Source organism: Roseovarius sp. EC-HK134 (assembly GCF_902498815.1).
GTDB lineage: Bacteria > Pseudomonadota > Alphaproteobacteria > Rhodobacterales > Rhodobacteraceae > Roseovarius > Roseovarius mucosus_A.
Genome location: NZ_LR701544.1, coordinates 3,803,760 through 3,829,420, shown reverse-complemented (window position 1 = coordinate 3,829,420; position 25,661 = coordinate 3,803,760). Strand labels below are relative to the sequence as shown.

27 protein-coding genes are annotated in these 25,661 nt (G+C 59.4%); 18 read left to right on the top strand and 9 right to left on the bottom strand.

Features of this window, described 5'->3' with window-relative positions; translation table 11 throughout:
• The first annotated feature begins 331 nt into the window (after positions 1-331).
• The gene (gene rarD, locus GC127_RS22315) at positions 332-1,228 is read left to right on the top strand and encodes an EamA family transporter RarD (RefSeq protein ID WP_151979636.1); all 897 of its coding nucleotides are present in this window, start codon (positions 332-334) and stop codon (positions 1,226-1,228) included.
• On the opposite strand, the gene GC127_RS22310 is transcribed toward rarD, so the two are convergent.
• On the bottom strand, positions 1,189-1,740 hold the full coding sequence (locus tag GC127_RS22310) for a TIGR00730 family Rossman fold protein (protein ID WP_151979637.1): 552 nt from the start codon (positions 1,738-1,740) through the stop codon (positions 1,189-1,191). The genes rarD and GC127_RS22310 overlap by 40 nt on opposite strands.
• Positions 1,741-1,843: 103 nt before the next feature.
• Here GC127_RS22310 and GC127_RS22305 point away from each other — a divergent pair, with 103 nt between their 5' ends.
• The 9 genes from GC127_RS22305 (at position 1,844) to GC127_RS22265 (ending at position 10,364) form a co-directional block, all read left to right on the top strand.
• Positions 1,844-2,962, top strand: a complete 1,119-nt coding sequence (locus GC127_RS22305) for a LysM peptidoglycan-binding domain-containing protein (RefSeq protein WP_254700825.1) — start codon at positions 1,844-1,846, stop codon at positions 2,960-2,962.
• Between the two features lie 63 nt (positions 2,963-3,025).
• A complete protein-coding gene (locus tag GC127_RS22300) occupies positions 3,026-4,846 on the top strand; it encodes an ABC transporter ATP-binding protein/permease (RefSeq protein ID WP_151979594.1) in 1,821 nt (606 codons plus the stop codon).
• Between the two features lie 170 nt (positions 4,847-5,016).
• A complete protein-coding gene (locus GC127_RS22295; RefSeq protein WP_037297452.1) occupies positions 5,017-5,601 on the top strand; it encodes an HNH endonuclease in 585 nt (194 codons plus the stop codon).
• Between the two features lie 104 nt (positions 5,602-5,705).
• Complete coding sequence (gene murD, locus GC127_RS22290) at positions 5,706-7,115, top strand: UDP-N-acetylmuramoyl-L-alanine--D-glutamate ligase (RefSeq protein ID WP_151979593.1); 1,410 nt, start codon at positions 5,706-5,708, stop codon at positions 7,113-7,115.
• Positions 7,112-7,723, top strand: a complete 612-nt coding sequence (locus GC127_RS22285; protein WP_151979592.1) for a VOC family protein — start codon at positions 7,112-7,114, stop codon at positions 7,721-7,723. The genes murD and GC127_RS22285 overlap by 4 nt, the downstream gene beginning before the upstream one ends.
• Complete coding sequence (locus tag GC127_RS22280; protein WP_008280553.1) at positions 7,720-8,199, top strand: GNAT family N-acetyltransferase; 480 nt, start codon at positions 7,720-7,722, stop codon at positions 8,197-8,199. The genes GC127_RS22285 and GC127_RS22280 overlap by 4 nt, the downstream gene beginning before the upstream one ends.
• Before the next feature lie 45 nt (positions 8,200-8,244).
• Positions 8,245-8,943, top strand: a complete 699-nt coding sequence (locus GC127_RS22275) for a molecular chaperone DjiA (RefSeq protein WP_151979591.1) — start codon at positions 8,245-8,247, stop codon at positions 8,941-8,943.
• Positions 8,924-9,949, top strand: a complete 1,026-nt coding sequence (locus GC127_RS22270) for an endonuclease/exonuclease/phosphatase family protein (RefSeq protein ID WP_151979590.1) — start codon at positions 8,924-8,926, stop codon at positions 9,947-9,949. The genes GC127_RS22275 and GC127_RS22270 overlap by 20 nt, the downstream gene beginning before the upstream one ends.
• 52 nt (positions 9,950-10,001) lie before the next feature.
• Positions 10,002-10,364 (top strand): hypothetical protein, encoded by a 363-nt coding sequence (locus GC127_RS22265; RefSeq protein ID WP_151979589.1) that lies wholly within the window; start codon positions 10,002-10,004, stop codon positions 10,362-10,364.
• A 5-nt stretch (positions 10,365-10,369) separates the two neighbouring features.
• Here the strand turns inward: GC127_RS22265 and GC127_RS22260 are convergent, their stop codons facing one another.
• The 7 genes from GC127_RS22260 to GC127_RS22230 all read right to left on the bottom strand — a co-directional run bounded on the left by GC127_RS22260 (position 10,370) and on the right by GC127_RS22230 (position 18,459).
• Entirely contained in the window at positions 10,370-11,914 is a 1,545-nt protein-coding gene (locus GC127_RS22260; protein ID WP_008280549.1) for a Ppx/GppA family phosphatase, read from the bottom strand.
• Between the two features lie 50 nt (positions 11,915-11,964).
• Positions 11,965-14,139 (bottom strand): RNA degradosome polyphosphate kinase, encoded by a 2,175-nt coding sequence (locus GC127_RS22255; protein ID WP_081506655.1) that lies wholly within the window; start codon positions 14,137-14,139, stop codon positions 11,965-11,967.
• Positions 14,140-14,188: 49 nt separating this feature from the next.
• Positions 14,189-14,866: a DnaA/Hda family protein gene (locus GC127_RS22250; protein ID WP_199861308.1), complete on the bottom strand. Its 678-nt coding sequence runs from the start codon at positions 14,864-14,866 to the stop codon at positions 14,189-14,191.
• Positions 14,863-15,930 (bottom strand): AI-2E family transporter, encoded by a 1,068-nt coding sequence (locus GC127_RS22245; RefSeq protein WP_081506654.1) that lies wholly within the window; start codon positions 15,928-15,930, stop codon positions 14,863-14,865. Before GC127_RS22245 ends, GC127_RS22250 begins: the two co-directional genes overlap by 4 nt.
• Before the next feature lie 159 nt (positions 15,931-16,089).
• Complete coding sequence (locus tag GC127_RS22240) at positions 16,090-16,296, bottom strand: cold-shock protein (protein ID WP_008280544.1); 207 nt, start codon at positions 16,294-16,296, stop codon at positions 16,090-16,092.
• Between the two features lie 151 nt (positions 16,297-16,447).
• Positions 16,448-17,002 (bottom strand): L,D-transpeptidase, encoded by a 555-nt coding sequence (locus GC127_RS22235; RefSeq protein ID WP_008280543.1) that lies wholly within the window; start codon positions 17,000-17,002, stop codon positions 16,448-16,450.
• A 236-nt stretch (positions 17,003-17,238) separates the two neighbouring features.
• Positions 17,239-18,459 (bottom strand): multidrug effflux MFS transporter, encoded by a 1,221-nt coding sequence (locus tag GC127_RS22230; RefSeq protein ID WP_151979588.1) that lies wholly within the window; start codon positions 18,457-18,459, stop codon positions 17,239-17,241.
• A 169-nt stretch (positions 18,460-18,628) separates the two neighbouring features.
• Here GC127_RS22230 and GC127_RS22225 point away from each other — a divergent pair, with 169 nt between their 5' ends.
• The 8 genes from GC127_RS22225 (at position 18,629) to GC127_RS22195 (ending at position 25,077) form a co-directional block, all read left to right on the top strand.
• On the top strand, positions 18,629-20,161 hold the full coding sequence (locus GC127_RS22225) for an acyl-CoA carboxylase subunit beta (protein ID WP_008280540.1): 1,533 nt from the start codon (positions 18,629-18,631) through the stop codon (positions 20,159-20,161).
• A 41-nt stretch (positions 20,162-20,202) separates the two neighbouring features.
• Positions 20,203-20,541 (top strand): hypothetical protein, encoded by a 339-nt coding sequence (locus GC127_RS22220; protein ID WP_151979587.1) that lies wholly within the window; start codon positions 20,203-20,205, stop codon positions 20,539-20,541.
• Between the two features lie 8 nt (positions 20,542-20,549).
• Positions 20,550-20,951: a DUF6497 family protein gene (locus tag GC127_RS22215; protein WP_232279178.1), complete on the top strand. Its 402-nt coding sequence runs from the start codon at positions 20,550-20,552 to the stop codon at positions 20,949-20,951.
• Between the two features lie 223 nt (positions 20,952-21,174).
• Positions 21,175-21,312 carry a hypothetical protein gene (locus tag GC127_RS22955; protein ID WP_008280537.1) on the top strand — a complete coding sequence of 46 codons (138 nt, stop codon included), beginning with the start codon at positions 21,175-21,177 and terminating at the stop codon, positions 21,310-21,312.
• 93 nt (positions 21,313-21,405) lie between these two features.
• Positions 21,406-21,750 (top strand): hypothetical protein, encoded by a 345-nt coding sequence (locus tag GC127_RS22210; RefSeq protein ID WP_037297538.1) that lies wholly within the window; start codon positions 21,406-21,408, stop codon positions 21,748-21,750.
• 412 nt (positions 21,751-22,162) lie between these two features.
• Positions 22,163-22,393, top strand: a complete 231-nt coding sequence (locus GC127_RS22205; protein ID WP_151979586.1) for a hypothetical protein — start codon at positions 22,163-22,165, stop codon at positions 22,391-22,393.
• Between the two features lie 160 nt (positions 22,394-22,553).
• Complete coding sequence (locus GC127_RS22200; protein WP_151979585.1) at positions 22,554-24,554, top strand: acetyl/propionyl/methylcrotonyl-CoA carboxylase subunit alpha; 2,001 nt, start codon at positions 22,554-22,556, stop codon at positions 24,552-24,554.
• A 4-nt stretch (positions 24,555-24,558) separates the two neighbouring features.
• Positions 24,559-25,077 (top strand): hypothetical protein, encoded by a 519-nt coding sequence (locus GC127_RS22195; RefSeq protein ID WP_081506650.1) that lies wholly within the window; start codon positions 24,559-24,561, stop codon positions 25,075-25,077.
• A 13-nt stretch (positions 25,078-25,090) separates the two neighbouring features.
• On the opposite strand, the gene GC127_RS22190 is transcribed toward GC127_RS22195, so the two are convergent.
• Positions 25,091-25,537 (bottom strand): DUF4174 domain-containing protein, encoded by a 447-nt coding sequence (locus tag GC127_RS22190; RefSeq protein ID WP_008280532.1) that lies wholly within the window; start codon positions 25,535-25,537, stop codon positions 25,091-25,093.
• Between the last annotated feature and the right edge of the window lie 124 nt (positions 25,538-25,661).

The following is a 25,661-nucleotide window of genomic DNA, read 5'->3' as shown; positions in this document are numbered from 1 at the left end:
GCGCGACTGGCACCGAAGGTGCCGCGCGGCTCCCGCCCGTGGTGTTAACCGCCTTTAAACATCCCACTGAAGTTAGGGGGCGGTGCGCTCAATCTAGAACACACTCGTCCCGGGCTTGACCCGGGACCTCGCCGAGGCGGGGTGGAGGCCCCGACGCGATGTGACTCCGATCAGACCCAACGTTCTCTAAGGCGCAGGGCCGCGCAAACCGGACTCTGCCGCCAGACCTTACAAAATCACCTTACAAACCTTACAGAGCTTAAGGTTTGCCCTTGCCCCCACCCGCCACATGCGGCAGCACTCGGGCAACGGATCTGAAGGACGACATCACATGCGCGAGGCGACCAAGGGTATTCTGGCGATGGTCGCCACCTGCAGTGTCTGGGGCCTCTCGGGCATCTATTACAAGCTGCTCGATCATATTCCCCCCATCGAAATTCTCGCCCACCGAACCCTCTGGTCCTTCATCTTCTTTGCTCTCGTCCTCTTGGTGCAAGGGCGAATTTCCGTTTTGCGTCAAACCCTTGGCGCTCGAAAATCGGTGCTTTTGATCGGCTTTGCCGCGCTGATGATCTCGACCAATTGGTTCGTTTTCATCACCTCCATTCAGATCGGCAAAGCGGTCGAAGCGTCTTTAGGCTACTACATCTTCCCGCTCGTCGCCGTTCTCTTGGGGGCCATCGCCTTTCGCGAACGCCTTGGAAAGGCTCAGCTTTTTGCCGTGGCCCTCGCCGCGACGGCGGTGATCACGCTGACCATCGGTCTTGGCGTCCCGCCTTGGATCGCGCTGATACTGGCAATCAGCTTTGGTTTCTATGGCCTTGTTAAAAAAGGGCTTTCTGTCGGCCCCGTGGTCTCGGTCACCGCCGAGGTGCTGTTGTTGTCCCCCATTGCCTTGGGCGTTCTGTGGTGGTTCCATTCTGACGGGCACGGGGCCTTTGGCACCAATTGGCACGACAGCCTGCTCTTGGCCTTCTCCGGCATTCTCACAGCCTCGCCGCTCATCATGTTCAGCTATGCCACCAAACGCATCACATTGGCCACCGTCGGGCTGGTTCAATACATGAACCCCAGCCTGCAATTCCTTGTTGCAACACTATTATTTCGCGAAGCCTTCAGCTTCTGGCATGCCATTGCCTTTGGCATGATCTGGTCTGCTTTGGCGATTTACACCACCGCCAGCCTCCGTCAGGACAGGGCGGCGCGCAGGGCGATCCTTAAATCCTGAGTTGTTTCAAGGCTCTGGACAAAGGATTTCACATTCTCACCGGCGAAACCCTGCGCCACCACATGATCCAGTATCTGCATCAAGGGTGTCCAGTATCCATTTGTGTTTAAAATGAAAATCGGCTTTTGATGCAATCCAAGCTGACGCCATGTCAGCACCTCGAAAAACTCATCCAGCGATCCCGCGCCACCGGGCAGAACCACGATGGCATCAGAATTCATGAACATCACCTTCTTGCGTTCATGCATGGTCTCGACCACAATATATTGGGTCAGATCCCGCTTGCCGACCTCCCAAGACACGAGATGCGCGGGAATAACGCCAAAGGTTTCACCGCCTGCGGCCTGAACCGCGCGCGCCGTGGCCCCCATCAAACCGACATCCCCCGCGCCATAGACAAGCCGCCAGCCCTCTGCGGCCAACATCTGGCCCACGGCATTTGCTTCTTGCATATATATAGGGTCGTGGCCGGGACGTGCGCCGCAAAAGACACAGACAGAACGCGCGGCCATGAAATCACTCCGGGCACATGCAGGGTTGTTTTGACCCGTGATAGCCTTGTTGCTATTCTCGGACAACCGGCCAAGGCGCCGCGAGAGGGGGATTTTTAAAAATATGAGCAAATTCGGTGGCTTAGGCACTGGATCGGTTATGGGGCTCGGCGGATTGGCCGTGGTCGGCGCTGTTATTGCGGCTCTTTGGTTCCGCGCTCAACCCGCGCCCACCCCAGAAACACCTCCCGTGGTCGAAACGGTCGAGGCCCCAACCCCCGCGCTGCCTGATCCTGCCCCGACCCCGCCCATGCCCGAAGCACCGACCATCGACACCTTCCGGTTGGAACCCGGCGGCCAGATGATCATCGCCGGTCAGGCAGAGCCGGGATCACAGGTTTCGATCCTTTTGGACAACGTCACGATCGGCTCGGTTCTCTCTGATAATGCAGGGAAATTCGTGCAGTTCCTCGATCTGCCCGCCAGCACCGCGCCGCGTGTTCTCTCCCTGCGGACGCGCTCGGAACCATCGGGGCAAGAGCTTGCGTCGCAAGATGAAATCATCATCGCGCCCACTCCCGTTGACCGCGCCGAGGCTTCGGTGCCCGTTGCGGCCCCGTCTGTAAGCTCCGAGGTGCAAGCCGTTGCAACCGAAGAGAATTCTTCGCCCCCACTGGCCGAGTCACAAGACGCTCCACAACCCAGTCAAACCGTGCTTCTCACCGATGAAACCGGTGTGCGCGTGTTGCAAACCCCCTCTGCGGAAACCCCGCCCGATGTCATGTCAAATGTCGCGCTCGACGCGATCACCTATTCCCCCGATGGCGATGTCGAACTCTCAGGCCGGGCGCAAGGTACTGGATTCGTTCGGATTTATATTGACAATGATCCGGTTGTGACCTCTCCAATATCCTCCGCAGGGGATTGGGCAACTGCCTTGCCCGAGGTTGATACCGGCGTCTATACCCTGCGCGTCGACGAGGTTGACACCACAGGTGCGGTGACGTCGCGGGTGGAAACCCCCTTCAAGCGCGAGGATCAGGATGTGCTGACCGCCGCCCAAACCGCAGAGAGCACACCAATCCGTGCGATCACCGTTCAGCCCGGCTCAACCCTCTGGGCAATCTCCCGCGAGGCCTATGGCGAAGGTCTGCTCTATGTCCGCGTGTTTGAGGCCAATCGCGACCGCATCCGCGATCCCAACCTCATCTACCCCGGCCAAGTCTTTGCCTTGCCACAATAATCCTTTCTGGCAATCTCCCCGCCTCAGGGCTATCTCTCCATAAGGGATTGAAAAGGCCAGCCTATGCGCCACGCCAGAATTACGACATCAGACGCTCCTGCAAAGGGCTGGCGCACTATTCGCCGTGTCGCGCCCTATCTCTGGCCTGCCGATCAGCCTTGGGTCAAACGCCGTGTGGTGTTCGCGCTGATGGCTTTGGTGGTGGCCAAATTGATCGGTGTCGGAACCCCGTTTTTCTATAAAGCCGCAGTCGACATGCTGGCCGGAGAGGGACAGTCCGCTGCCTGGATGTTGGGGGCCGGGGCGGTTGGCCTGACCGTCGCATATGGCATGGCGCGCCTCATGACGGTAAGCTTTCAGCAACTGCGCGATGTGATCTTTGCCCGCGTCGCACAGCGCGCCCTCCGCGCGCTTGCCCTCAAGACGTTCCAACATATCCATGCAATGTCAATGCGTTACCACATCACGCGCAAGACGGGTGGCCTCAGCCGGATTATCGAGCGTGGGGTCAAAGGGGTCGAGTTCCTGCTGCGGTTCCTGCTCTTTTCCATCGGACCTCTGGTGCTGGAACTGGCACTTATCGGGATCGTTCTCGCGGTCATTTTTGATATCTGGTATCTGGTTGTGGTCGTCGCCGTGATCGGCACTTATGTCGCCTTCACCTTCAAGGTCACGGAATGGCGCGTCCGCCTGCGCAAAGAAATGAACGATCAGGATACCGACGCCAACCAAAAGGCGATTGATAGCCTGCTGAACTTTGAGACCGTCAAATATTTCGGTGCAGAACGCCGCGAGGCCAACCGCTACGATGCGGCCATGGCTGGCTATGAGAAAGCTGCGCTTCAGACCTCTTACTCATTGGCCTTTCTCAACTTTGGGCAATCCCTGATCATTACGGGCGGGTTGGTCATCGTGATGGTCATGGCAGCGGTGGGGGTTCAATCGGGCTCTATGACCGTCGGCGACTTTGTCATGGTCAACGCCTATATGATCCAGATCACCATGCCGCTCAACTTTCTGGGCACCGTCTATCGAGAGATCCGGCAAGCTCTGGTCGATATGTCCGAAATGTTTGATTTGTTAGAGCAACAAGGGGATGTTGAGGATAAGTCTGGTGCAGATGTTCTAAAAGTAACAGGTGCCGCAGTTCGATTAGAGGCGGTAGATTTTGGGTATGACACCAATCGACCGATCCTAATGGGCGTTACGCTTGATGTTCCGGCGGGGCAGACGGTTGCGGTGGTTGGGCCCTCTGGATCGGGCAAGTCAACCATCGGGCGTCTTCTTTTCCGCTTTTACGATGTGCAGGCGGGGCGTGTTCTGATTGATGGCCGGGACGTGCGCGATGTCACGCAAGAAAGCCTTCATGCCGCTATCGGTGTGGTGCCGCAGGACACGGTGCTCTTTAACGACACCGTTGGCTACAACATCGGATATGGGCGCGCCGGGGCCACACAGGCCGAGATCGAAGAGGCCGCGCGTGCGGCCCAGATTCACGATTTTATCGCAAGTTTGCCCGAGGGTTACGCGACGCAAGTGGGGGAACGCGGCCTCAAACTCTCGGGCGGTGAAAAGCAGCGCGTGGGAATCGCGCGCACTTTGCTTAAAAATCCACCAATCCTGCTGCTGGACGAGGCGACGAGCGCGCTCGACACTCAGACTGAGCGGGAGATCCAAGGGGCTTTGGCGCGTGCGGCCGAAGGGCGCACCGTGATCATGATTGCGCACCGCCTGTCCACCGTCGCCAATGCGGATAGAATTGTTGTTCTGGATCAAGGGGTTGTTGTCGAGGAGGGGACGCATTCAGACCTCTTGGCACGGCAGGGGCGCTACGCCGCGCTCTGGCAACGGCAGGCCAGTGAGGATGCAGAAGAGGCGGCCTGAGCGACCTGTCATCGGACAGTTACTTTGTCCCATTAGACATCCCGTCATGAAGCGCTACATATCGCACTTGTCAGGGTGCAATGACGATATATAGTGAAGTGAGGACGGGGTCAGGTGCCCGCTCTGGCACCTGCGCCCCCAACGACCGGGGTGAGAGGACAGTCAGTCAGATGGACGGCGATTTCAGGACCGAATTTGTAAGAGAGCCTGCATCCTTGCGGCATTTCCCGGCACTTGTGCTGAATGCGGATTATCGCCCGCTCTCTTATTACCCGCTGTCGCTCTGGACTTGGCAAGAAGCGGTCAAGGCCGCGTGGTCCGACCGGGTGGATATCGTGGCCGAATACGATCACTGGGTCCGAAGCCCAAGCACTGTGATCCGCATACCGTCGGTTATTGTGCTGAAAGACTACGTAAAACCTCAAAAGCGCGTGGCCTTCACGCGCTTTAATTTATTTCTGCGCGATGACTTCATGTGCCAATATTGCGGCTCCAAGGGCGATTTGACCTTTGACCACGTCGTGCCACGCGCGTCCGGCGGGGTTACAAGCTGGGAAAACGTTGTGGCGGCCTGTAGCCCGTGCAACCTGCGCAAAGGCTCCAAAAGCCTGCGCCAATCCGGCCTAAGCCTGCGCAAACCGCCGCGTATGCCGGGGGCAGAGCAGTTGCGCAATCAAGGGCGCAAGTTCCCCCCGAACCACTTGCACGACAGTTGGCTCGATTACCTCTACTGGGATGCCGAACTCGACGCTTGACGCGGGTTCTTTGTTTACTGGCCAACGCTTGCATCTTGCCCCGGTCCCGGCGCAAATATGCGCCCAGAGGCGACGGTGGGGCAAAGGCCCCAAGGGAGAGCAGGATGATTCCGGTCAGAGGATATGCGGGTGCCAAGGTTGCGGTGCTAGGGCTTGGACGTTCCGGCCTATCGGCGGCCCGTGCGCTGCGCGCAGGCCATGCCGAGGTGCTGGCCTGGGACGATAGCGAAACCGCGCGCGACACCGCCGCTGCCGAGGGGTTTGCCATCGTCGATCTGGCGCGTGCCGGTGCGTTTGACGGGGTGGCGGCGCTGATCGTCAGTCCCGGCATTCCGCATCTCTATCCCGTTCCCAACCGTGTCATTGCCGCAGCACAAGAGGCGGGCGTTCCGGTAGACAATGATATCGGGCTCTTTTTTCGCTCGTTGGCCACGGACGATTGGGATGGCTTTGACGTGACGCCCAAGGTGATCGCCGTCACAGGAAGCAACGGCAAATCCACCACTTCGGCCCTCATTCACCATGTGTTGACCGAGGCGGGACGGGCGGCGCAACTGGCGGGCAATATCGGGCGCGGGGTGCTGGACATTGATCCGCCCGAAGACAGCGGCGTCGTGGTGCTCGAACTGAGCAGCTATCAGACCGATCTGGCCCGGGCGCTGACGCCAGATGTGGCAGTATTCACCAATCTTTCGCCCGACCATCTTGATCGTCATGGCGGATTGGGGGGCTATTTTGCCGCCAAACGCAGGCTCTTTGCCGAAGGAGGGCCGGACCGGGCGGTGATCGGCGTCGATGAGGCCGAGGGGCGCTATCTGGCGGGGCAGATGGCCGAGGGGCCGAATGATGACCGCGTTATCCGTATTTCGGTGGATCGCAAGCTGAGCGGTTTTGGCTGGTCGGTGTTTGCGCGTAAGGGGTTCCTCAGCGAATATCGTCATGGGCGTCAGGTGGGGTCGATCGACCTGCGTGAGGTCAAGGGCCTGCCGGGATCGCACAATCATCAGAATGCCTGCGCCGCCTATGCGGCCTGTCGAACCTTGGGTCTGGCCCCCCGCGTGATCGAGGCGGGATTCCACAGCTATGCCGGTCTGCCGCATCGTAGCCAGCGGGTTGCGGAAAAAGATGGCGTCATCTTTGTGAATGACAGCAAGGCCACCAATGTCGACAGCGCGCTCAAGGCGCTCTTGGCGTTTGACAATATCCGTTGGATCTGTGGCGGGCTCGAGAAAGACGGCGGATTGGGCGGGCTAGCCCCCGGCCTTGCGCATGTGCGCCGGGCCTATGTGATCGGACGCGAGGCGGCGCAGTTCGCCATTGGGTTGGGGGCTGTCGATACCGAGGTATGCACCACGATGTCCGAGGCGGTCGCCCGCGCTGTCCGCGATGCAGAGCCGGGGGATGTGGTGCTCTTGGCACCGGCTGCGGCGAGCTTTGATCAATATGACAATTTCGAAAAACGCGGCGAGGATTTCATGGCGCAGGTGCATGCGCAGCTTGGACTAGGGGCATGATCCAGCTCGATCATCTGGCGGTCGCAGCAGAGAGCCTTGAGGCGGGGCGCGCGCATGTCGAGGCGGCGCTTGGGCTGCGCTTGCAGCCCGGTGGCCAACATGCGCATTTCGGCACGCATAACCTCTTGTTGGGATTGGAAGAGGGTCTCTACCTTGAAGTGATCGCGATTGATCCGGACGCCCCTGCGCCAGCATATCCGCGTTGGTTCGATCTGGATCGTTTCAGCGGCGCGCCGCGGCTTCACAACTGGATTTGCGCGGTCGAGGATCTGGAGGCGGCGCTGATCCAATATCCCGGGGCGGGACAGGCCGTGGATCTGGCGCGGGGTGATCTGCGGTGGCGCATGGCGGTGCCGGATACTGGCGTGCTCCCGATGGACAATCTCTTTCCGGCGTTGATCGAGTGGCAGGGCTTGATGCATCCGGCGACCCGGCTTGCGCCCTCGGGTGCGCGGTTGCGACGGTTGGTCGTTTCACATCCAGAGGCGGCGACATTGCGTGACATGATAGGAGCGCAAGTGCGGGATGCGCGCGTGGTGTTCGAGCCGGGCACCGCTGGTCTGCGGGCCGAAATTGAAACCTCCCATGGTGTGAGGGTGCTGCAATGATCCTCAGACAGGCAGAGCCGCGCGACATTGCCCCTATCCTAGCCTTTTGGAACCCACTTATTCGTGACACCTCGGTCACCTTTACTACCGTGGAAAAGACACCCGAGACATTGGCGGCTGACATAGCCAGCCGGGGCGCTGCGTTTCAGGTGGTTGAAAAGGCGGGGGCGGTGCTGGGTTTTGCCAGCTATGGCGCGTTCCGGTCGGGGCCTGGTTATGCCCATACCGCCGAACATACCGTCATTCTGGCACCCGAGGCACGTGGGCATGGTGTCGGGCGCGCACTGATGACGCGGCTGGAAGACGTGGCGCGCACAGCAGGGCTGCATGTGCTGGTCGCAGGGGTCAGCGGCGAGAACGTAAGCGCCATCGCCTTTCACCGGGCTATCGGTTTTGCAGAGGTGGCGCGTATGCCCGAAGTGGGGCGGAAATTCGGGCGCTGGATGGATTTGGTACTTTTGCAAAAGACCCTGTGACGGTTTGCACTGACAGGGCCGGTGAATGGGTCTAGGGTAACGCCCATGTCGATCTGGGTCCGCATCTCCGAAGCCCTATCGGCCCTTGCCAATGGCGAGGGCCTGAGTGCTGTTTTCGACCGTCTTCGCACGCCACCAGAACGCAGCGTGGCCTTTACCATCGCGGTGATCGCACTCTCGGCCAAGATGGCCAAGGCAGACGGGCAGGTGACGCGCGACGAGGTCACGGCGTTTCGCGAGGTGTTCCAGATTGCTGAGGCGGATGAGGGAAACGCCGCCCGCGTCTTCAATCTCGCGCGGCAGGATGTGGCCGGGTTCGAGGACTATGCCCGTCGCATCGCGCGCATGTTCGAAGGCCAGCCCGGAACGCTCTGTGACCTGATGGAGGGGCTCTTTCACATTGCCATGGCAGACGGGGTCTATCACGCGAAAGAGGATGAATTCCTCGCGCGCGTGGCCGAGATTTTTGCGCTGCCCGCGTCGTCTTTTCGCACGCTGCGGACGCGGTTCGTGCCAGATGCCACACCCGATCCATGGTCTGTTCTGGGGGTGACCCCTGACATGCCGATGGAAGACGTGCGCAAAGCCTGGCGGGATTTGGTGCGAGAGAGCCACCCCGATCGCATGCAGGCGCGCGGGGTGCCACCAGAGGCTGTTCGTCTTGCAGAGCGGCGTTTGGTGGACATAAACCGCGCTTGGGAAGAGATTAGGGAGGCCCGCACTCATGCGGATCGCCACCTATAACGTTGAATGGTTCAACGCGCTCTTTGACGATCAGGGCCAACCCCATGACGACGGCAAGTGGTCAGCGCGCTATAATGTGACACGCCGCGACCAGCTTGCCGCGCTTGGGATCGTGTTTACCGCTCTGGATGCAGATGCGGTGCTGGTGGTTGAGGCGCCGGATGACAATGGTCGACGCAGCACCGTCAAGGCGTTGGAGAGTTTTGCAAAACTGATGCAGCTTCGGGCGCGGCGGGCGCTGATCGGCTTTGCCAATGACACCCAACAAGAACTGGCGCTGCTGTATGATCCGGACGTGCTGACTGCGCGGCATGATCCGCAAGGTGCGACGACAGCGGGCGGGGATATGCCACCGCGGTTTGACGGGGTGTTCCGGATTGACCTAGACATCGACGATCGCGCGGATCGGGTCGAGTTTTCCAAACCGCCGCTCGAGGTGGAATTGACCACGATCTCGGGTCGGGTAATCCGCCTGATCGGGGCGCATCTCAAATCCAAGGCCCCCCATGGTGCCGTGGGGCGCGATGAGGCGATCCGCATCGGGATCACCAATCGCCGCAAGCAATTGGCGCAGGCGGTGTGGTTGCGTCAAAGGATCGAGGCCCATCTTGTAACGGATGACTCGCTGATTGTGCTGGGGGATCTCAATGATGGTCCGGGCCTTGATGAATACGAGCATCTTTTCGGGCGCTCGTCGGTCGAGATTATCATGGGCGAAGGGCAAGACGCAGCTGCCGCGCTCTATGATCCGCATGCGCGCGGCGCGCTTTTGCAGCGGTTTGGGGTGGTCCATACCTCGGCCAGGTTCTACTTGCGCGACCAGCGTCGGTATATGCAGGCATTGCTGGATTACATCCTGATTTCGCCTGATCTCATGGCGCGCCGGCCGGTCTGGCGCATCTGGCATCCGTTCGATGATCCGGTTTGTTGGGACAACAAAGAATTGCGCGATGCCCTGCTCATGGCGTCGGATCATTTTCCTGTCAGTCTCGATCTCGAATTGTGATCTTAAATTCGACACTCGGAGCGATTATATGATCTGTATGAGACCGCTAAACATGATCCGAACCGCCTGTCTGATATCCGCGCTTGCGGTATCGCCTGTTGCCGCGCAGGACGCGGCAGAGGAAGAGGGGCGTTCCCTGATGGAAGAGGGGGCGCGCCTTTTTTTCGAGGGAATACAGCGGGAAATGGGACCGGCACTTGAGGGGCTTCGTGAGCGCGCCCAAGAGATGGAGCCTGCTCTGCGTCAGTTTGTTGAGGAAATGGGGCCCGCATTGCGCGACCTGATGGGCGAAATCGGCGACCTCAGCGCCTTTCATGCGCCCGAAGTGCTGCCGAATGGTGATATACTTCTGCGTCGCAAATCACCGCAGGACTTGCAGGATACGCCCGCGCCAGAGGGTGAAATCGAACTGTGATCGCGCTATTTCGGCGTTTTGATCACGATGCGCGCCGAAAGTGTTGCGGCGAGCGAGGCAAACCGCGCCTGCGCCACTTCGCCAAAGAGTGGCACCGCCTCTGCCGATAGGCGTAATTCCAGCACCTTTTTTTGCGGAAACCACCGCAATTCCCCAAGTTGGGCATTGCGCTTGAGCCAGAGCATCGCGGCAAAGCGCATGGCCTTGCCGAGAACTTCGGCTTCGTGACGGTCCTTTTCGGTAAGCAGACCGTCTAAATCGGCAAAACGGCTGCCTTCGCGTTTGTTTGAATAGCGGTGCAAAAGGGCAAGGCCCAGATACACCCTCTCGGAGTGTTTGAGCCCGCCCAGATTGGCGCGCGTGGCATTGTCGAAACAAACCTCGGCCCGGTAATCGGGATGGGCGCGCCAACTGACATCATGCAAGAGGCAGGCCGCGCGGATCAGGCGACGGCGCTCGGGCTTGGCAGACTTAAAGAGCGGCAGGATGAAATGATAGATCACCTTGCCAAAACCGGGCAGGCGCGCATCCTTTTGTTCGGCGAACCGACAGGCTTCGATCAGGGGGTCACGGTCGCGCAGCATCTGCGGCATCTGCTCGTAAAGCAGACCCTCGCGGATACCATAGCTCGATACTGCGATGTCACGCGGCTTGAAGGTCTTGACCAACTCTCCCAGAACTTCGATCGCCTGCGGCACTAGCTCGATCCGCGCCATAGACACGCCGGATTGCGCCCGGAGCGTTTCGAGGTCCAGCTTTTCAATGTATTTTATCGTCGCGCGCACGTCAGCCGGGGTCATGCGGTATTCATGCAGCACATGCAGCGGGTATTTGCGCCGCACCATGTCAATTCGGGCAATCGCCCGCCACGACCCGCCCACCAGAAAGAGGCGATTCTTTTGCTCGCCCAGTTCAGCGCGCATCGCGGTCAGGGTCTTGCGAATATAAGCACGGCGTTCTTTCTTGCCGCCCTTGAGGTCGCGCAGTTTGAGAGGGCCAAGCTGTGCCGACACCCGAGTGCCCACGGTGCCGCCATTGATTTCGGCAAGCTCCATGGACGAACCGCCGATGTCGCAGACAAGGCCGTAAGAGCCGGGCCAACCCAAGAGCACGCCTTGCGCTGATAGTCGTGCCTCTTCGCGCCCGTCGATGACCCAGAGTTTGAGGCCCGTTTCCCGCTCGACATCGGCGCAGAACTCTGCGCCGTCGCTGGCCTCGCGCACGGCGGCGGTGGCGACAATAACGAGGGGTCCCGTGTCCATTCCCTCGGCCAGCATCTTGAACCGCTTGAGCGCCTCTAGGGCGCGCTTGCGCCCCGTTGGGTTTAGCCGACCGCTTTCAGACATGCCTGCGCCAAGGGCGCACATGATTTTTTCATTGTAAAAATAGGCAGGGCTACGGGCGGCACCGTCAAAAACCACAAGGCGCACGGAGTTGGAGCCCACATCAACCACGCCCACGCGGCTAAGCGCGCGCGCCGTTGGGCTATCGAACAGGGGGCGGCCAAACGGGCCGCCGTCGGGTTCTTTTGGATCGTTGGTGCCGTCCATGTCCGTCCCAGTCTTTCGCGCCCCCTCTATGCGACAGAGGCGCGCGTGGGTCAATCATCCGTGTGCGTCAGCTTGGGCACATCTGACGCCCCGGCAGAACCCCGGCCCGACAAAGAGGGGTTTTCCATAAAGAAGCGATGGCAGTTAAATGCAAACGTGCCCTCGATCGCTGGCGGACGAGAAAAGCTGCCATCGGGCGCCATGACCCAGCTTTGCGCCACATCCGCCATATTCGCGGCCATGACCTGACTGACGATCTGTGCTTTGACGGTCGGGTTCTCGATCTCGACCAGGGTTTCCACCCTGCGATTTAGATTACGCCCCATCCAGTCGGCTGACGAGATGAAGACACGCGCCTTCTTTGACGGCAGTCCCGCGCCATTGCCAAAACAGACGATGCGAGAATGTTCGAGGAACCGACCAATGATGGATTTTACCCGGATGTTGCTGGACAATCCCTTGATCCCGGGGCGCAACCCGCAGATGCCACGCACCACGAGGTCAATCTTGACCCCCGCCTCAGAGGCGGCATAGAGCGCGTCGATGATATCGGGCTCAATCAGCGAATTCATCTTGGCCCATATCGCAGCCGGTTTGCCTGAGCGGGCATGTTCTGCTTCGCGATCAATCAGTTCCATCAGGCGCGGTTTGAGCGATTTCGGCGAGATGGCGAGATTTTCAAGCCCCTCCGGCTCTGCATAGCCCGAGAGGTAGTTGAACACTTTGGTCGCGTCGCGTCCCAGTTTGGTATCACAGGTGAAAAAGCTAAGATCGGTGTAAATGCGTGCGGTGATCGGGTGATAATTGCCGGTACCGTAATGGGTATAGGTTACCAGATTGTCGCCCTCGCGGCGCACGACGGTGGAAATCTTGGCATGGGTTTTGAGGTCTATAAACCCATAGACCACATGCGCCCCCGCACGTTCCAGCCGCCGAGATTGCCGGATATTCGCCGCTTCGTCGAACCGTGCCTTGAGTTCGACAAGCGCGGTGACCGATTTGCCATCCTCCGCCGCCTCGCAGAGCGCCTCGACAATGGGCGAGTTCCGAGAGGTGCGATAGAGCGTTTGCTTGATCGCGACAACATCGGGATCGTGCGCCGCCTGCGTCAGGAACCGCACCACCATGTCAAAGGTCTCGTAGGGGTGGTGCAACAGCATATCTTTTTGCCGGATCGCCGCGAACATGTCGCCGCCGTGATCCTGCACCCGTTCGGGCACTCGCGGTGTAAAGGGCGGCCACAAAAGATCGGGGCGCGAGTCGAGCACCAGTTCCTTGAGATCGGCCAGACCGATCATACCCTCGACCTCGACCACCTCTTCCGGGATGACATGCAGTTCCTGCATGATGACGCGGCGCAGATCCTCGGGCGCATTGGCCGAAATCTTCATGCGGACCACTTCGCCACGGCGGCGGCGCTTCAACGCCACCTCGAACTCGCGCACGAGGTCTTCGGCCTCTTCCTCGACCTCGAGATCGCTGTCGCGTAACACGCGAAAGGCACAATGGCTCTTGTAGCGATAGCCGGGAAAAAGGCTGTGAAGATGCAACAAGAGCAGCTCTTCTAGGGGCAGAAACCGATACGTGCCCTCGGGCGCGGGCAGGGGGACGAACCGGGCGATCTGTTGCGGGATCGGCAAGAGTGCTTGAAGTGGGCGTTTGTCTGCCTTGCGTTCAAGCTGAAGCGCCAAACTATACCCGAGATTGGGGATGAACGGGAAGGGATGCGCCGGGTCAATCGCCAAGGGTGAAAGTACCGGAAAGGTCTTGTTCAGAAAGACATCGGCGAGATACTCCTGATCTCCCTCCTCAACGGAGCTGTGATCGAGGATCGAAATCTTTTCGGCTTCCAAATCGCGGCGGAGCGTATCGTAGGTCTGCTGCTGAGATGCGAGCAGCCTGCGGGCGTTTTCGTTGATCAACACAAGCTGCTCTGCCGGCGATAAACCATCCGCCGCCGGGGTTGTGTTACCCGCCTGCGCCAACTCCCTTAGACCGGCCACGCGCACATTGTAGAATTCATCAAGATTGGTGGCGGAAATCGACAAAAACCGCAGCCGTTCCAACAAGGGAACGCGGCTGTTTTGCGCTTCTTCAAGAACTCGCCAATTGAACCCTAGCCAACTGAGTTCACGATTAAAAAAGCGCCCCGGTCCGTGCAGGTCCAGATCGGACAATTCGACAGCTTCGGGCGTGGGATGTTTGAGAAAATCTGCTTGGGTCATGGGGGCCTTATGGCGCTGACATGTAACGGAACGGTGACGTAGCGTGGCGTTAATGCGCCAATTTGTCCAGCACTTGCGAGGCGAGTACACGGGTGATTGCGCGGCCTTCCGCGAGTGCTGCCGCATCGAGCGCCGCGACCACCTCGCGTGCTGCGTCAAACGAGCGATCCATCCGCCGCGCGAGATAGGGGATCGTGTCCGGGCTGGGGGCAATCTGGCGGTCGGCAAAGAGCTTGGTCAGCACGGCCGCCAAGAGCGTATCATCTGGCGTGCGCAGTTGGGTAAGCATCGTGCCCTGCATGCGGCTTTGCAGATCAGGCAATACGAGCGGCCATAGGTTCGGTGGCTGCCTCGCTGTCAGCAACAGCGAATGCCCCTCGGCCAATACGAGATTGTGGAGATGGAAAAGCGCCTCTTCGGAGGGGCGATCCCCTGCTATCTGATCGGCATCCTCAACCACAATTGGGCGGCTAGCGAAGTTCGGGATATCTGCCTGAGCTATGTGCTTGGCGGCGATCATCTGAGCTCCGGACAGGGCTGCCCAGACATGCGCCAGATGGGTCTTGCCCGCCCCCGAAGGTCCGGCAAGAATAAGTTTGCGTCCGGGCCAACCTTGCCAGCCTTCGATCATAGCCACAGCTTCGGCATTCGCGGGTGACACAAAGAAATCCTCACGCCCCAGTGCGGCGCGCACCGGCAGGTCAAAGCTGAGTTGGCGTGGCATCATTCGCGATCAATGCTTTCCAATCCGCGATAGAGACGGCTGTCGCGGTATTGTTCCAAAGCAAAGCGGGCAATGACACCAAGCGATGCCGCGACCGGCACAGCAACCAGCATGCCGACAAAGCCAAACAGCGCACCAAAGGCCGAGAGCGCGAATATGAGCCATACTGGGTGCAGGCCCACCGAAGACCCCACCAGCTTGGGTGTCAGGAAATTCCCCTCGATCACCTGTCCCGATACAAAGACGGCAGCCACCAGACCAACGCTGACCCAATCCCCCCAGAACTGGAACAAGGCAAGACCCACTGCCAGCACGCCGCCGACGATAGACCCGACATAGGGAATAAAGGTGATCAGGCCTGCAATCGCCCCCACCACAAGGCCGAACTGCAGCCCGACAAGCATCAGGGCAACGGCGTAATATGTCCCTAAGATCAAGCAGACCGTTCCCATCCCGCGAATAAAGCTCGCCAGAGTATTGTCAATCTGCCCCGCAAGACGGCGGATCACCGGCGCATGGTCGCGCGGCAAGAGATGGTCAATCTCGGCGATCATATTATCCCAATCATAGAGAAGATAAACGGCCACAACGGGAACAATCACCAAAAGGATCAAGATGTTGACCATAGAGGCCGCAGAGCTGAGCAAGGTTTCCAGCAATTGCCCGCCGCGTTCGCGAATGGTTTCGCCCAAGGACAGCAGGGTCTTGTTCAGCGCCGAGTCTGGCTCGAACAGGGCGGGAAAGTGAGTGCTGAGAAAGCCGTGCAAATCGCGGGCCAGTTCCGGTGCCACATTGAATAGCGCCACCGCCTGATTGACGAGGCTTGGCACGATCAGCAGAACAATAACCACAAACGCGAGAATGGCGATCAGCGTGATGACCACGACCGACGCTGCACGGCTGAGGCCCATTCGCTCGAGGCGATCTGCGACTGGATCAAGGAAATAGGCAATTGCCCCGCCGAGGACAAAGGGCAAGATCACATCCCCCAGAAACCAAAGCAGCACAAAAAACACGGCCGTAGCCGCGCCCCAGTATTTCATTTGTTCCCGGACGGGGAGCGCCATGGTTCGCCTCCTGATGCCCGCCCTATGTCATGGTTTGGGCGGTAGGTTTCAAGGGGAAAGGCAGGGGGGGCGAAAACCCCGGATGCTGTGTATCGCGCCGTGTTGGGCGCGATACATGTGTGGTGGGAGAGATAACTCTCTGTCGGTCGCTGCAGTCGCTCAGGCGAGAACGATATTGGATGCCGACTCGCGGCCGTCGCGGCCTGCCTCAATGTCAAACTTGACCTTTTGGTTGTCGGCAAGGCCGGTCAGGCCTGCGCGCTCAACCGCGCTGATGTGTACAAAGACATCCTTGCCGCCGCCGTCGGGCGCAATGAATCCATATCCTTTGGTGGCATTGAACCATTTCACGGTGCCAGTCGCCATCTTACTGATTCCTTCTGTAACTGTTGCCCGCGGGAGTGCGGCAACCCGGCAAAGTCATACAAGATCGAGTGACTGAGCCGAAAAGGACAGATGGTCGATAGTTGTAGCGTCGCACGGGGAAATATGCAGTTTCCCCGTGCAAAAATCAAGATTACAGAACCGTGACGACCGTACCGATTGGAACGCGATCATAGAGATCCTGCACATGCTCGTTGATCATTCGGATGCAGCCATTCGAGACGGATTGACCGATCGACGATGGCTGCGTGGTTCCATGGATGCGGTAATAGGTGTCACGACCATTCTGGAACAAGTAAAGCGCACGAGAGCCTAGCGGATTGCCAGCACCGCCGGGCTGGACATAGTCATTGCCTTTGAAACGGCCATAGGTGCGCGGATCACGCTCAATCATCTCATCGGTGGGGCGCCATGTTGGCCATTGTTTCTTGACGGCGATGGTGGCGGTGCCGGTGAATTCCAGCCCTGCCTTGCCCACGCCTACGCCGTAGCGGCGCGCGCGACCGGGTTCTGTCACGAAATAAAGAAAATGCGCGCGCGGCAGCACAATAAGCTGGCCGGGTTGATAGACGGGATCAAACGCCACCTCTTGTGGCAGGAATCTCGGGTCAAGTTCAAAGGCATTGGCAAGGGATGCGGTGCCCAAGACGGCAAGGCCGGTGGCCATGAATGTGCGGCGATGGATCATCAGAACCTCCTGAAATAATGCCTCGGTTATACGATGGGTCGCAGCGGCGTTAGAAATCAAAACGCGCAGAAGCCCCGCGTTCTAACCAAAACTGTTGCACTCGGGTCGCGCACACGCCCTGAACACTGGTGGGATGGCTGGAACGAGAAGGTGAAAGCTGGCGATAGATGGGTGCGTGATCATCAAGTTTTGGCATTGGCGACGGGTCTTGCAGGGAGCCGCAGCGACCGGCCCAGTTATGTTGATAGCCCAAGTCTGCGTTCGCGGCGGATCACGGCGAGGATCGTCGCAATCGCCGCTAGCGCCGTCGACAGCATCAGCCCCAGCAGGGCAAAGGCCCCACTGCCGGGGGTCAGCATCGTTCCTGCGATCGCCGAGAGACCTGCCCCGATGCCGATCATCAGCGCGCCCGACAGGCCGCTTGCTGTGCCTGCGAGGTCAGGACGGATCGAAAGGGCACCAGCAGTAGCATTCGGGATGACCATGCCATTTCCAAGCCCCATGAATGTCATGAGCCCAAAGAACGTGAGCGGTGTGCCAAGGCCCACAAGGAACAGCATAAGATTGAGAGCTATGCCGCCTGCATTGAACAGTGTGCCCCAAAGCACCATGCGGTTGATGCCAATTCGGGTGGAAAACCGCCCTGAGACGAAATTGCCAAGGAAATAACCAATCGCCGGAGCACCGAACAATAGACCGAGCGTAGACGGGGGCAGCCCGAACACCCGGTCTCCTACAAAGGGCGCACCGCCCAGATAGGCAAAGAATGCACCTGAACTCAGCCCCGCCGCTAACGCATATCCCCAGAACCGGCGCGAGGTCAGAAGAGCTGGATAGTCACGGAACTGCTGCATCAAGGTTCGGCCCGACAGCGGCGCTGTCTCGCCCAAATCTCGCCAGCAGACGAAGAAAAGCGCAGCCCCCAGAACGAAAAGCGCCCAGAAGTTCGCTTGCCAGCCAAAAGCCTCGTCCAAGAGCCCGCCAAAGGCCGGGCCGATCATCGGTACCACCGCCATGCCCATGGTGACGTAGCCGATCATCGATGCGGCGCGGTCTTGGGGCACCATGTCGCGCACGATGGCACGAGATAGCACCATGGCGACCACCACGCTTGCCTGAACCATGCGAAAGGTCAGAAACACCGTGATATTCGGAGCAAAGATGCAGCCCAAGGTGGCGACTAGAAAGAGGCCAAGACCCCAGAGAATCACCGGTCGCCGCCCCCATCGATCCGAAATCGGCCCCATCAGCAGTTGCAGCCCGGCATTGACCCCAAGATAAAGTGCCACTGACAACTGGATCAGCCGGTATTCGGTGTTGAAATACGCGGTCATCCCCGGCAGGCTGGGGAGGAAAATGTTCATGGCGAGGGCCGACAGCCCCGCCAACAGGATCAGTGTCGTGATATGCGGCGGGGTGGTGCGGTCGAGATACTTGGGTGTCTGAACGCGGGTCATGCGGCATGGCTAGGAGTGACCCGCGGGGAAGTCCATGAGGCAGAGCGAAAATTCGCAAGTTTACAGATTTCCAAATTATGCTTTGCGATGATTTGCAAATTTGCCCGATTCTGCTTTGAGCCACTCCTCACAAACTCTATGCTGCGCGCAACATCGCAAGGGGAGTGCCATGAAAGACATCCTTCAGGAATTGGAAAATCGCCGCGCCGAAGCCCGTAAAGGCGGTGGTGAGCGCCGTATCGAAGCCCAGCACGCCAAGGGAAAGCTGACAGCGCGCGAGCGGGTCGAATTGCTGCTCGACGAAGGCAGTTTTGAAGAGTTCGACATGTTCAAGGCGCATCGCTGTACTGATTTCGGCATGGAGAAAGAGCGGCCCTACGGCGATGGTGTCATCACCGGGTGGGGCACGATCAATGGCCGGATGGTTTACGTCTTTTCCCAGGATTTCACCGTGTTCGGTGGGTCTTTGTCGGAAACTCATGCCGAAAAGATCTGCAAGATCATGGATATGGCGATGCAGAACGGCGCGCCTGTCATCGGTATCAACGATTCGGGTGGCGCACGGATTCAGGAAGGTGTTGCAAGTCTTGCGGGCTATGCCGAGGTTTTTCAACGCAACATCATGGCCAGCGGTGTGGTTCCCCAGATCAGTCTGATCATGGGCCCTTGCGCGGGTGGCGCGGTCTATAGCCCGGCTATGACCGATTTCATTTTCATGGTGCGCGACAGTTCCTACATGTTCGTGACTGGCCCTGATGTGGTCAAAACCGTCACCAATGAGGTGGTTACGGCCGAGGAGCTGGGGGGCGCATCGACCCATACACGCAAGTCGAGCGTCGCCGACGGGGCCTTTGAAAACGATGTAGAAGCCTTGGCTGAAGTTCGGCGCCTTGTGGATTTTCTGCCGTTGAACAACCGGGAAAAGCCGCCGGTGCGGCCCTTCTTCGACGAACCGGGCCGGGTTGAGCAAAGCCTCGATACGCTGATCCCCGACAACGCCAATACGCCCTATGACATGAAGGAATTGATCCTCAAGGTTGCGGATGAGGCGGATTTTTACGAGATTCAGGCCGAGTTCGCCAAGAATATCATCACTGGGTTCATTCGTCTTGAAGGGCAGACCGTGGGTGTCGTGGCCAACCAACCCATGGTGCTGGCCGGTTGCCTCGACATCGACAGCAGCCGCAAGGCTGCGCGCTTTGTCAGGTTCTGCGATGCCTTTGAGATTCCGATACTTACTCTTGTGGATGTGCCCGGGTTCCTGCCGGGGACAGGGCAGGAATATGGCGGTGTAATCAAGCATGGCGCGAAACTTCTGTTTGCCTATGGCGAGGCGACAGTGCCGAAAGTGACTGTCATCACCCGCAAAGCCTATGGTGGGGCCTATGACGTGATGGCCTCCAAGCATCTGCGCGGTGATTTCAATTATGCTTGGCCAACGGCAGAGATTGCGGTCATGGGGGCAAAAGGTGCCACCGAGATCATTCACCGGGCCGACCTTGGATCGCCAGAAAGGATCGCGGCGCATACCAAAGATTACGAAGCCCGCTTTGCCAACCCGTTTGTGGCCGCCGAGCGTGGCTTTATCGACGAGGTGATCCAGCCGCGCAGTACACGCATGCGCGTGAGCCGTGCCTTTGCATCCCTGCGCAATAAGAAACTGAGCAACCCATGGAAAAAGCACGATAACATTCCGCTCTGAAACGGGCGAGAATTGGGGCCAGATGAAGCACGGAGGGCAGGATGGGGCGCAGCCGCTGGCATGTGATCGAAGACGAAGATGGCGCTCTGACGGTGACGCGGAGACTGCCTGTGCGCTTCGATTTGGCGGTGGAGACCATTCTGGATGGAACGACTGGGCGACGGAGACTGGCGCATTTGGTGCGGCAAGATCTGTGGCGGTCGCTGCAATCGCTGCGCGGCTTTGCCCCAGCCGTGCGGGTGTACCGGGATGGGGCGGTGATGCAGGTGCGGGCTGGAGGGGCCGTGGCCGGGCGGTTTGATCGCGCCGCATGCGAGGCGTTGATTGCCCGTGTGCTAGAGGATGCGGCGAATCGCGCGCGCTGGACGGCGCGGCTGTGAGGAGACGGGTGAGACATGCTGTGGCGCTAAGCGTCGGGTTGGCTCTTGCCCAAGGGGCGGCAGCGCAGGAGGAGGCGCTGCCGCTACCCTCGGGACTGACGGCGCAAGTTCAGGAGGTGCTGACCGACCGTCCGGGTCTGGGCCTGACCTATCGCTTTCGTTTTGTGGCTGAAGGATTCGCTGGGGTTGGTGACAGCGAGGCGGAGTTGGAAACGGTGCTGGCCGATCTTGTTTGGCTATGCGAGAGCTACGCCTTGCCGCGATTGGCAGTAACCGGGCCTGTGCCCGCACAGGTTGTTATTTCATTGGCGGATCGACCGTCGGAATTCGGGGTTTTCGACCCTGATGTCACTCAGGTCTTCGAGGCCTACAGGCCGCAGGAAGGCGCCTGCATCTGGGAGATGTTTTAATGAGAACGCAAAATCTTGCGCCACGAAATCAACGCCTTGGAGGTACTGAGGCTTTGGGGACACAGCCGCACGGGATTGGTGATGACAGATGTTCAAATCCTGAAATTTCCGATAAGCTGCGTCGAGGTTGCACCCAAGCGACCTTTACCTCGCCCTTGAGACGGGCAGGGACAACGTGTCCTTGCGCGTCTCTTCATGAAGTTACGAGAGACAGGAGAAATACATGTCGAAGAGCCTTAAGAGCATTCTCGCAATCGGTTTCATTGCCGTTGTCGCAGCATGCGCACAGCCTGCCGAAGAAGAGTTCGTTGTGGTTGAGCCGATCACAACCGAGCCCGTTCAGACCGGCAAGTACAAGTAAGCCCATTGGGCTAGGCGCGGGACGGGCTCAAGGGTCCGTCCCGCCCACAAGACCATATACCGCGTGGCGCCTCTTTGGTTCGGAGGGCGCAACATGTTGAAACATCGCGGTTTTCCCGGTCGTCTACCAAGCACGGACTTTCAATTCACAATCAGACGCGCGAATGCCAAAGGGGCCACTCCCTTGGTTGCGCGTGAGCGTTACCGCGACCGTAAGCCTGCTGATAAACGGGCAGACGCGGCTTTTGTGCGCGCGATTTGGGAGTGTTTTGGCGAAGAGCCGTTTGAGCGCGGCAATCTTGATGCCGGGCGGTTAAGCTGGCTTTTGGGCCGCGAGGTCAAGCCGGTCGATGACCCCTTTGATCCCACAAGTTACGAGGCACTCTTGGTCTTGGACCTAGATGTTGCGCGCGAGTCATTTCCCGAGGTGTTCGTGTGACCCTAGCGCGCCCTCATCACCCCAGGGCGAGGACCCCGCGCTGCAGGATGCGCGGCGTTCTGCCTAGAGGCATTGAAAATCGGCAAAGCTCTGCTCATGCGAGTATCGCTGCGAGACTGTGTTTGGCCTGTGGATCGAATGCAGGCAGAGTGACCTTAGTGGCGGGAGTCCTTTCCCCAGAGGTATTGACATTGCGTCGGTCCTGCCGCCCTTCCCCCTGGGGGCGATCCTGTACGGGCGTGCATGGATCGCCCTCTTTTTCTGTTGAACATTCGATACTTGCGGTTTCCGGCGCAGATGGGCGGGGGTTCGCCGATGGTGTGTGGAGACGATGCAATCGCTTTGACGCGGCCCGCTTGGTGACGTTCTATGGCGTGGATTTTTCATGCGATCTGACAAGAGGACATCCCATATGCAAAGACTTCGAACACATCTCCTGCCGCGTGGCCTTGCTCCGACCCTTGGTGTTTTGGCGCTTGGCGCTTTGGTGGCCTGTGGTGACACGGTTCCAGAGCAGGCGCTTATCGGCGGCGGTGCGGGCGCTCTTACAACTGCGGTGGTTGGCGGCAGCGTCATCACCGGTGCCGCAGTTGGGGCCGCGGGCAACGTGGTCTTTTGTCAGGCCTATCCGAGCCGCTGCTGATGATCTGAGCCCGAACCGTTCTGCGAGCGGTCTGCCAGCCATCCAAGACCAGTTATTTAAAACCACCGGTGCGTTTCGCGCCGGTGGTTTTCTTGTTGTGCCAGAAGAAATCCGGCGCGCCGCCTAAAGGCCGCGCCGATAAGAGAGGAAGGGACGGAAGATGTTCAAGAAGATATTGATTGCCAACCGGGGCGAGATCGCCTGTCGCGTGATCAAGACCGCGCGCAAGATGGGGATTGCGACGGTGGCGATCTATTCCGATGCGGATCGCAACGCGCTGCATGTGCGCATGGCCGACGAGGCGGTTCATATCGGTCCGGCGCCTGCGTCCGAGAGCTATATCGTGATCGACAAGGTGATGGCCGCGATCAAGGCCACCGGGGCAGAGGCGGTGCATCCGGGCTATGGATTTTTGTCCGAGAACCCCAAATTCGCGCAGGCGCTGGAAGCGGCAGGCGTGGCCTTTGTCGGGCCTCCCGTAAAGGCGATTGAGGCGATGGGGGACAAGATCACCTCGAAGAAAATCGCGCAAGAGGCAGGCGTTAGCACCGTGCCCGGCTATATGGGCCTGATCGCCGATGCCGAAGAGGCGGTGACCATCTCAAATCAAATCGGCTATCCCGTCATGATCAAGGCCTCTGCGGGCGGCGGCGGTAAGGGGATGCGCATCGCTTGGAATGACGAGGAAGCGCGCGAGGGCTTTCAAAGTTCCAAGAACGAGGCGGCGAGTTCTTTTGGTGATGATCGCATTTTCATTGAGAAATTCGTCACCCAACCGCGCCATATTGAAATTCAGGTGCTCTGCGATACCCACGGTAACGGCATCTATCTTGGCGAGCGCGAGTGCAGCATTCAGCGCCGGAACCAGAAGGTGATCGAAGAAGCGCCGAGCCCGTTTCTTGATGAGGCCACACGCCGCGCAATGGGTGAGCAGGCCGTGGCACTCGCGCAGGCGGTGGGTTACGCCAGTGCAGGCACGGTGGAGTTTATCGTGGATGGACAGAGGAATTTCTACTTTCTCGAAATGAACACGCGCCTCCAGGTTGAACATCCTGTGACGGAATTGATCACTGGCGTCGATCTTGTGGAACAGATGATCCGGGTTGCGCATGGCGAGGCGCTGAGCCTCAAACAAGCGGATGTAAAGCTGACAGGCTGGGCGATGGAGAGCCGTCTCTATGCCGAAGACCCGTATCGCGGGTTCCTGCCATCCATCGGTCGTCTAAGTCGGTATCGCCCGCCCGAGGAGTTGGCGATGGACGGTGCTGTGGTGCGCAATGACACGGGCGTGTTCGAGGGCGGCGAGATCAGCATGTATTACGATCCGATGATCGCCAAGCTGTGCACTTGGGGCCATACCCGCGCCGAGGCGATCGAGGGCATGCGCGTGGCTCTGGACAGCTTTGAAGTTGAGGGCATTGGGCATAACCTGCCGTTCCTGAGCGCCGTGATGGATCATCCGCGCTTTGTTAGCGGCGATATCACCACGGCCTTTATCGCCGAGGAGTATCCCGAGGGTTTCACTGGCGTAACACTGCCGGAAGAGGCGCTGCGCGCGATTGCGGCAAGCACGGCGGCGATGCATCGGGTGGCTGAAATCCGACGTACGCGGGTATCGGGGCGGATGGACAATCACGAACGCCATGTCGGTGAAGACTGGGTTGTGTCCTTGCAGGGCAAGAGCTTTGCCGTGGTGGTGGCGGCGGATCGTGAGGGGGCGACCGTGCGCTTTGAAGATGGTGACACCCTGCGCGTCACTAGCGACTGGACACCCGGCGATCAACTGGCGCGGCTTGATGTGGATGGCCGGGCGCTGGTGCTCAAGGTCGGAAAAATCAGCGGCGGGTTCCGCATCCGCACGCGGGGCGCCGATCTCAAGGTCCATGTGCGCACGCCGCGTCAGGCGGAACTGGCCGCGTTAATGCCCGAGAAACTCCCACCTGATACATCCAAGCTGCTGCTCTGTCCGATGCCGGGGTTGATCGTAAAGGTCAATGTGGCAGCGGGCGAAGAGGTGCAGGAGGGGCAGGCACTCTGCACGGTGGAGGCGATGAAGATGGAAAACATCCTGCGCGCCGAGCGTAAGGGCGTGGTGGCAAAGGTGAATGCGGGGCCGGGTGACAGCCTTGCAGTCGATGATGTGATCATGGAGTTCGAGTGAGGGAATGCACCTGACCCTGCGCCATGACCTGCGGCTGCTTTCGTGCCTTGCTGCTATCGCTGTCGTTGCCGCTTGTGCGCGTGACGCAGAGGCGGCGCAGCGCGGGCGGCTGGCAGCGTGGTTTGCGTTGGGCGAAACCGTGGAATTTGCGGCGACGATGCAGTGTGCCGTGGGCCTCTATCGCGTAACGGATGGGCGGATCAAGGCAGCGATGCCCGTGGTCGGGTCAGCGTCAGAGATGGCGCGCGCCCTCGCCGCGCGTGGTCAGGCGGCTTGGATCGCGCCGGGGCTGGCCCCCGATGCGGCCATGGTGGCCATGGCCAATTTCGACCGGCCTATCGGTATGGCTATGCGACGCGCAGGCCTTGAGGCGCGCGCCTGCATGGAAGCGACAAGCGAGAGCGCCTTTCATCACATCTTGGGTCAGCCGGGTGCCGTGATGGCATGGGAGGCGCATGTGGGCGCGCTCATGCTGATGGACCCTGCCACAGGGCTTTTGATTGTGGCGATTGGGGCCGGATGATGGTGTGCGAGCATCAGCTATCGCCCGGACGCTCCCGCAGTTCCTGTTGGCGCATTGGCAGTTTGTCGATGGTGCGGACGATCTCGCGCACATGCCAGGGCGCGGGCTTGCGCAGGTATATCACCCCGTCCTTGCCGATAAGCACAAGGCCAAATCCACGAGGGCGCAGCATCTTGCGCAGGTCCGAGCGCGCGTCAGGATCAGTGTCGGTGATCACCACCACATCAAGCGAATTGAGCACATCAAGCCGCTGGGTGATATACGCCATCTGTTCAACATATCGCGGATCGGCGGGCGTATCGGCAAAAATCACAAGTGGGCGCTTGAGCCAGAGAAAATCCTTCAAATTGACAGTATCTGCCGAGAGGATCGAGGCAGACGCGGGGCCCGTATCGCTGTCCTGCGCGGTCGCTGGCAGCGCGATAAAGAGAGCCAAAACAAGGGATAAGATCGTTTTCATGGGGTCTCCTGTCGGTCAAGATATAGGCTGGATGACGACGATTGCGAAGGGTGAATGGCAAGCGCACGGAAATTTTCCGAAGTTAAGCGCATGGTCAGGAATGGCAGGCAGGATCGAGACCAAT

What these genes read in the sequence shown, in the direction of transcription:
- rarD (WP_151979636.1), top strand. Translation starts at nt 332, where the DNA reads ATGCGCGAGGCGACCAAGGGTATTCTGGCGATGGTCGCCACCTGCAGT.
- GC127_RS22310 (WP_151979637.1), bottom strand. Translation starts at nt 1,740, where the DNA reads ATGGCCGCGCGTTCTGTCTGTGTCTTTTGCGGCGCACGTCCCGGCCAC.
- GC127_RS22305 (WP_254700825.1), top strand. Translation starts at nt 1,844, where the DNA reads ATGAGCAAATTCGGTGGCTTAGGCACTGGATCGGTTATGGGGCTCGGC.
- GC127_RS22300 (WP_151979594.1), top strand. Translation starts at nt 3,026, where the DNA reads ATGCGCCACGCCAGAATTACGACATCAGACGCTCCTGCAAAGGGCTGG.
- GC127_RS22295 (WP_037297452.1), top strand. Translation starts at nt 5,017, where the DNA reads ATGGACGGCGATTTCAGGACCGAATTTGTAAGAGAGCCTGCATCCTTG.
- murD (WP_151979593.1), top strand. Translation starts at nt 5,706, where the DNA reads ATGATTCCGGTCAGAGGATATGCGGGTGCCAAGGTTGCGGTGCTAGGG.
- GC127_RS22285 (WP_151979592.1), top strand. Translation starts at nt 7,112, where the DNA reads ATGATCCAGCTCGATCATCTGGCGGTCGCAGCAGAGAGCCTTGAGGCG.
- GC127_RS22280 (WP_008280553.1), top strand. Translation starts at nt 7,720, where the DNA reads ATGATCCTCAGACAGGCAGAGCCGCGCGACATTGCCCCTATCCTAGCC.
- GC127_RS22275 (WP_151979591.1), top strand. Translation starts at nt 8,245, where the DNA reads ATGTCGATCTGGGTCCGCATCTCCGAAGCCCTATCGGCCCTTGCCAAT.
- GC127_RS22270 (WP_151979590.1), top strand. Translation starts at nt 8,924, where the DNA reads ATGCGGATCGCCACCTATAACGTTGAATGGTTCAACGCGCTCTTTGAC.
- GC127_RS22265 (WP_151979589.1), top strand. Translation starts at nt 10,002, where the DNA reads ATGATCCGAACCGCCTGTCTGATATCCGCGCTTGCGGTATCGCCTGTT.
- GC127_RS22260 (WP_008280549.1), bottom strand. Translation starts at nt 11,914, where the DNA reads ATGGACGGCACCAACGATCCAAAAGAACCCGACGGCGGCCCGTTTGGC.
- GC127_RS22255 (WP_081506655.1), bottom strand. Translation starts at nt 14,139, where the DNA reads ATGACCCAAGCAGATTTTCTCAAACATCCCACGCCCGAAGCTGTCGAA.
- GC127_RS22250 (WP_199861308.1), bottom strand. Translation starts at nt 14,866, where the DNA reads ATGATGCCACGCCAACTCAGCTTTGACCTGCCGGTGCGCGCCGCACTG.
- GC127_RS22245 (WP_081506654.1), bottom strand. Translation starts at nt 15,930, where the DNA reads ATGGCGCTCCCCGTCCGGGAACAAATGAAATACTGGGGCGCGGCTACG.
- GC127_RS22240 (WP_008280544.1), bottom strand. Translation starts at nt 16,296, where the DNA reads ATGGCGACTGGCACCGTGAAATGGTTCAATGCCACCAAAGGATATGGA.
- GC127_RS22235 (WP_008280543.1), bottom strand. Translation starts at nt 17,002, where the DNA reads ATGATCCATCGCCGCACATTCATGGCCACCGGCCTTGCCGTCTTGGGC.
- GC127_RS22230 (WP_151979588.1), bottom strand. Translation starts at nt 18,459, where the DNA reads ATGACCCGCGTTCAGACACCCAAGTATCTCGACCGCACCACCCCGCCG.
- GC127_RS22225 (WP_008280540.1), top strand. Translation starts at nt 18,629, where the DNA reads ATGAAAGACATCCTTCAGGAATTGGAAAATCGCCGCGCCGAAGCCCGT.
- GC127_RS22220 (WP_151979587.1), top strand. Translation starts at nt 20,203, where the DNA reads ATGGGGCGCAGCCGCTGGCATGTGATCGAAGACGAAGATGGCGCTCTG.
- GC127_RS22955 (WP_008280537.1), top strand. Translation starts at nt 21,175, where the DNA reads ATGTCGAAGAGCCTTAAGAGCATTCTCGCAATCGGTTTCATTGCCGTT.
- GC127_RS22210 (WP_037297538.1), top strand. Translation starts at nt 21,406, where the DNA reads ATGTTGAAACATCGCGGTTTTCCCGGTCGTCTACCAAGCACGGACTTT.
- GC127_RS22205 (WP_151979586.1), top strand. Translation starts at nt 22,163, where the DNA reads ATGCAAAGACTTCGAACACATCTCCTGCCGCGTGGCCTTGCTCCGACC.
- GC127_RS22200 (WP_151979585.1), top strand. Translation starts at nt 22,554, where the DNA reads ATGTTCAAGAAGATATTGATTGCCAACCGGGGCGAGATCGCCTGTCGC.
- GC127_RS22195 (WP_081506650.1), top strand. Translation starts at nt 24,559, where the DNA reads ATGCACCTGACCCTGCGCCATGACCTGCGGCTGCTTTCGTGCCTTGCT.
- GC127_RS22190 (WP_008280532.1), bottom strand. Translation starts at nt 25,537, where the DNA reads ATGAAAACGATCTTATCCCTTGTTTTGGCTCTCTTTATCGCGCTGCCA.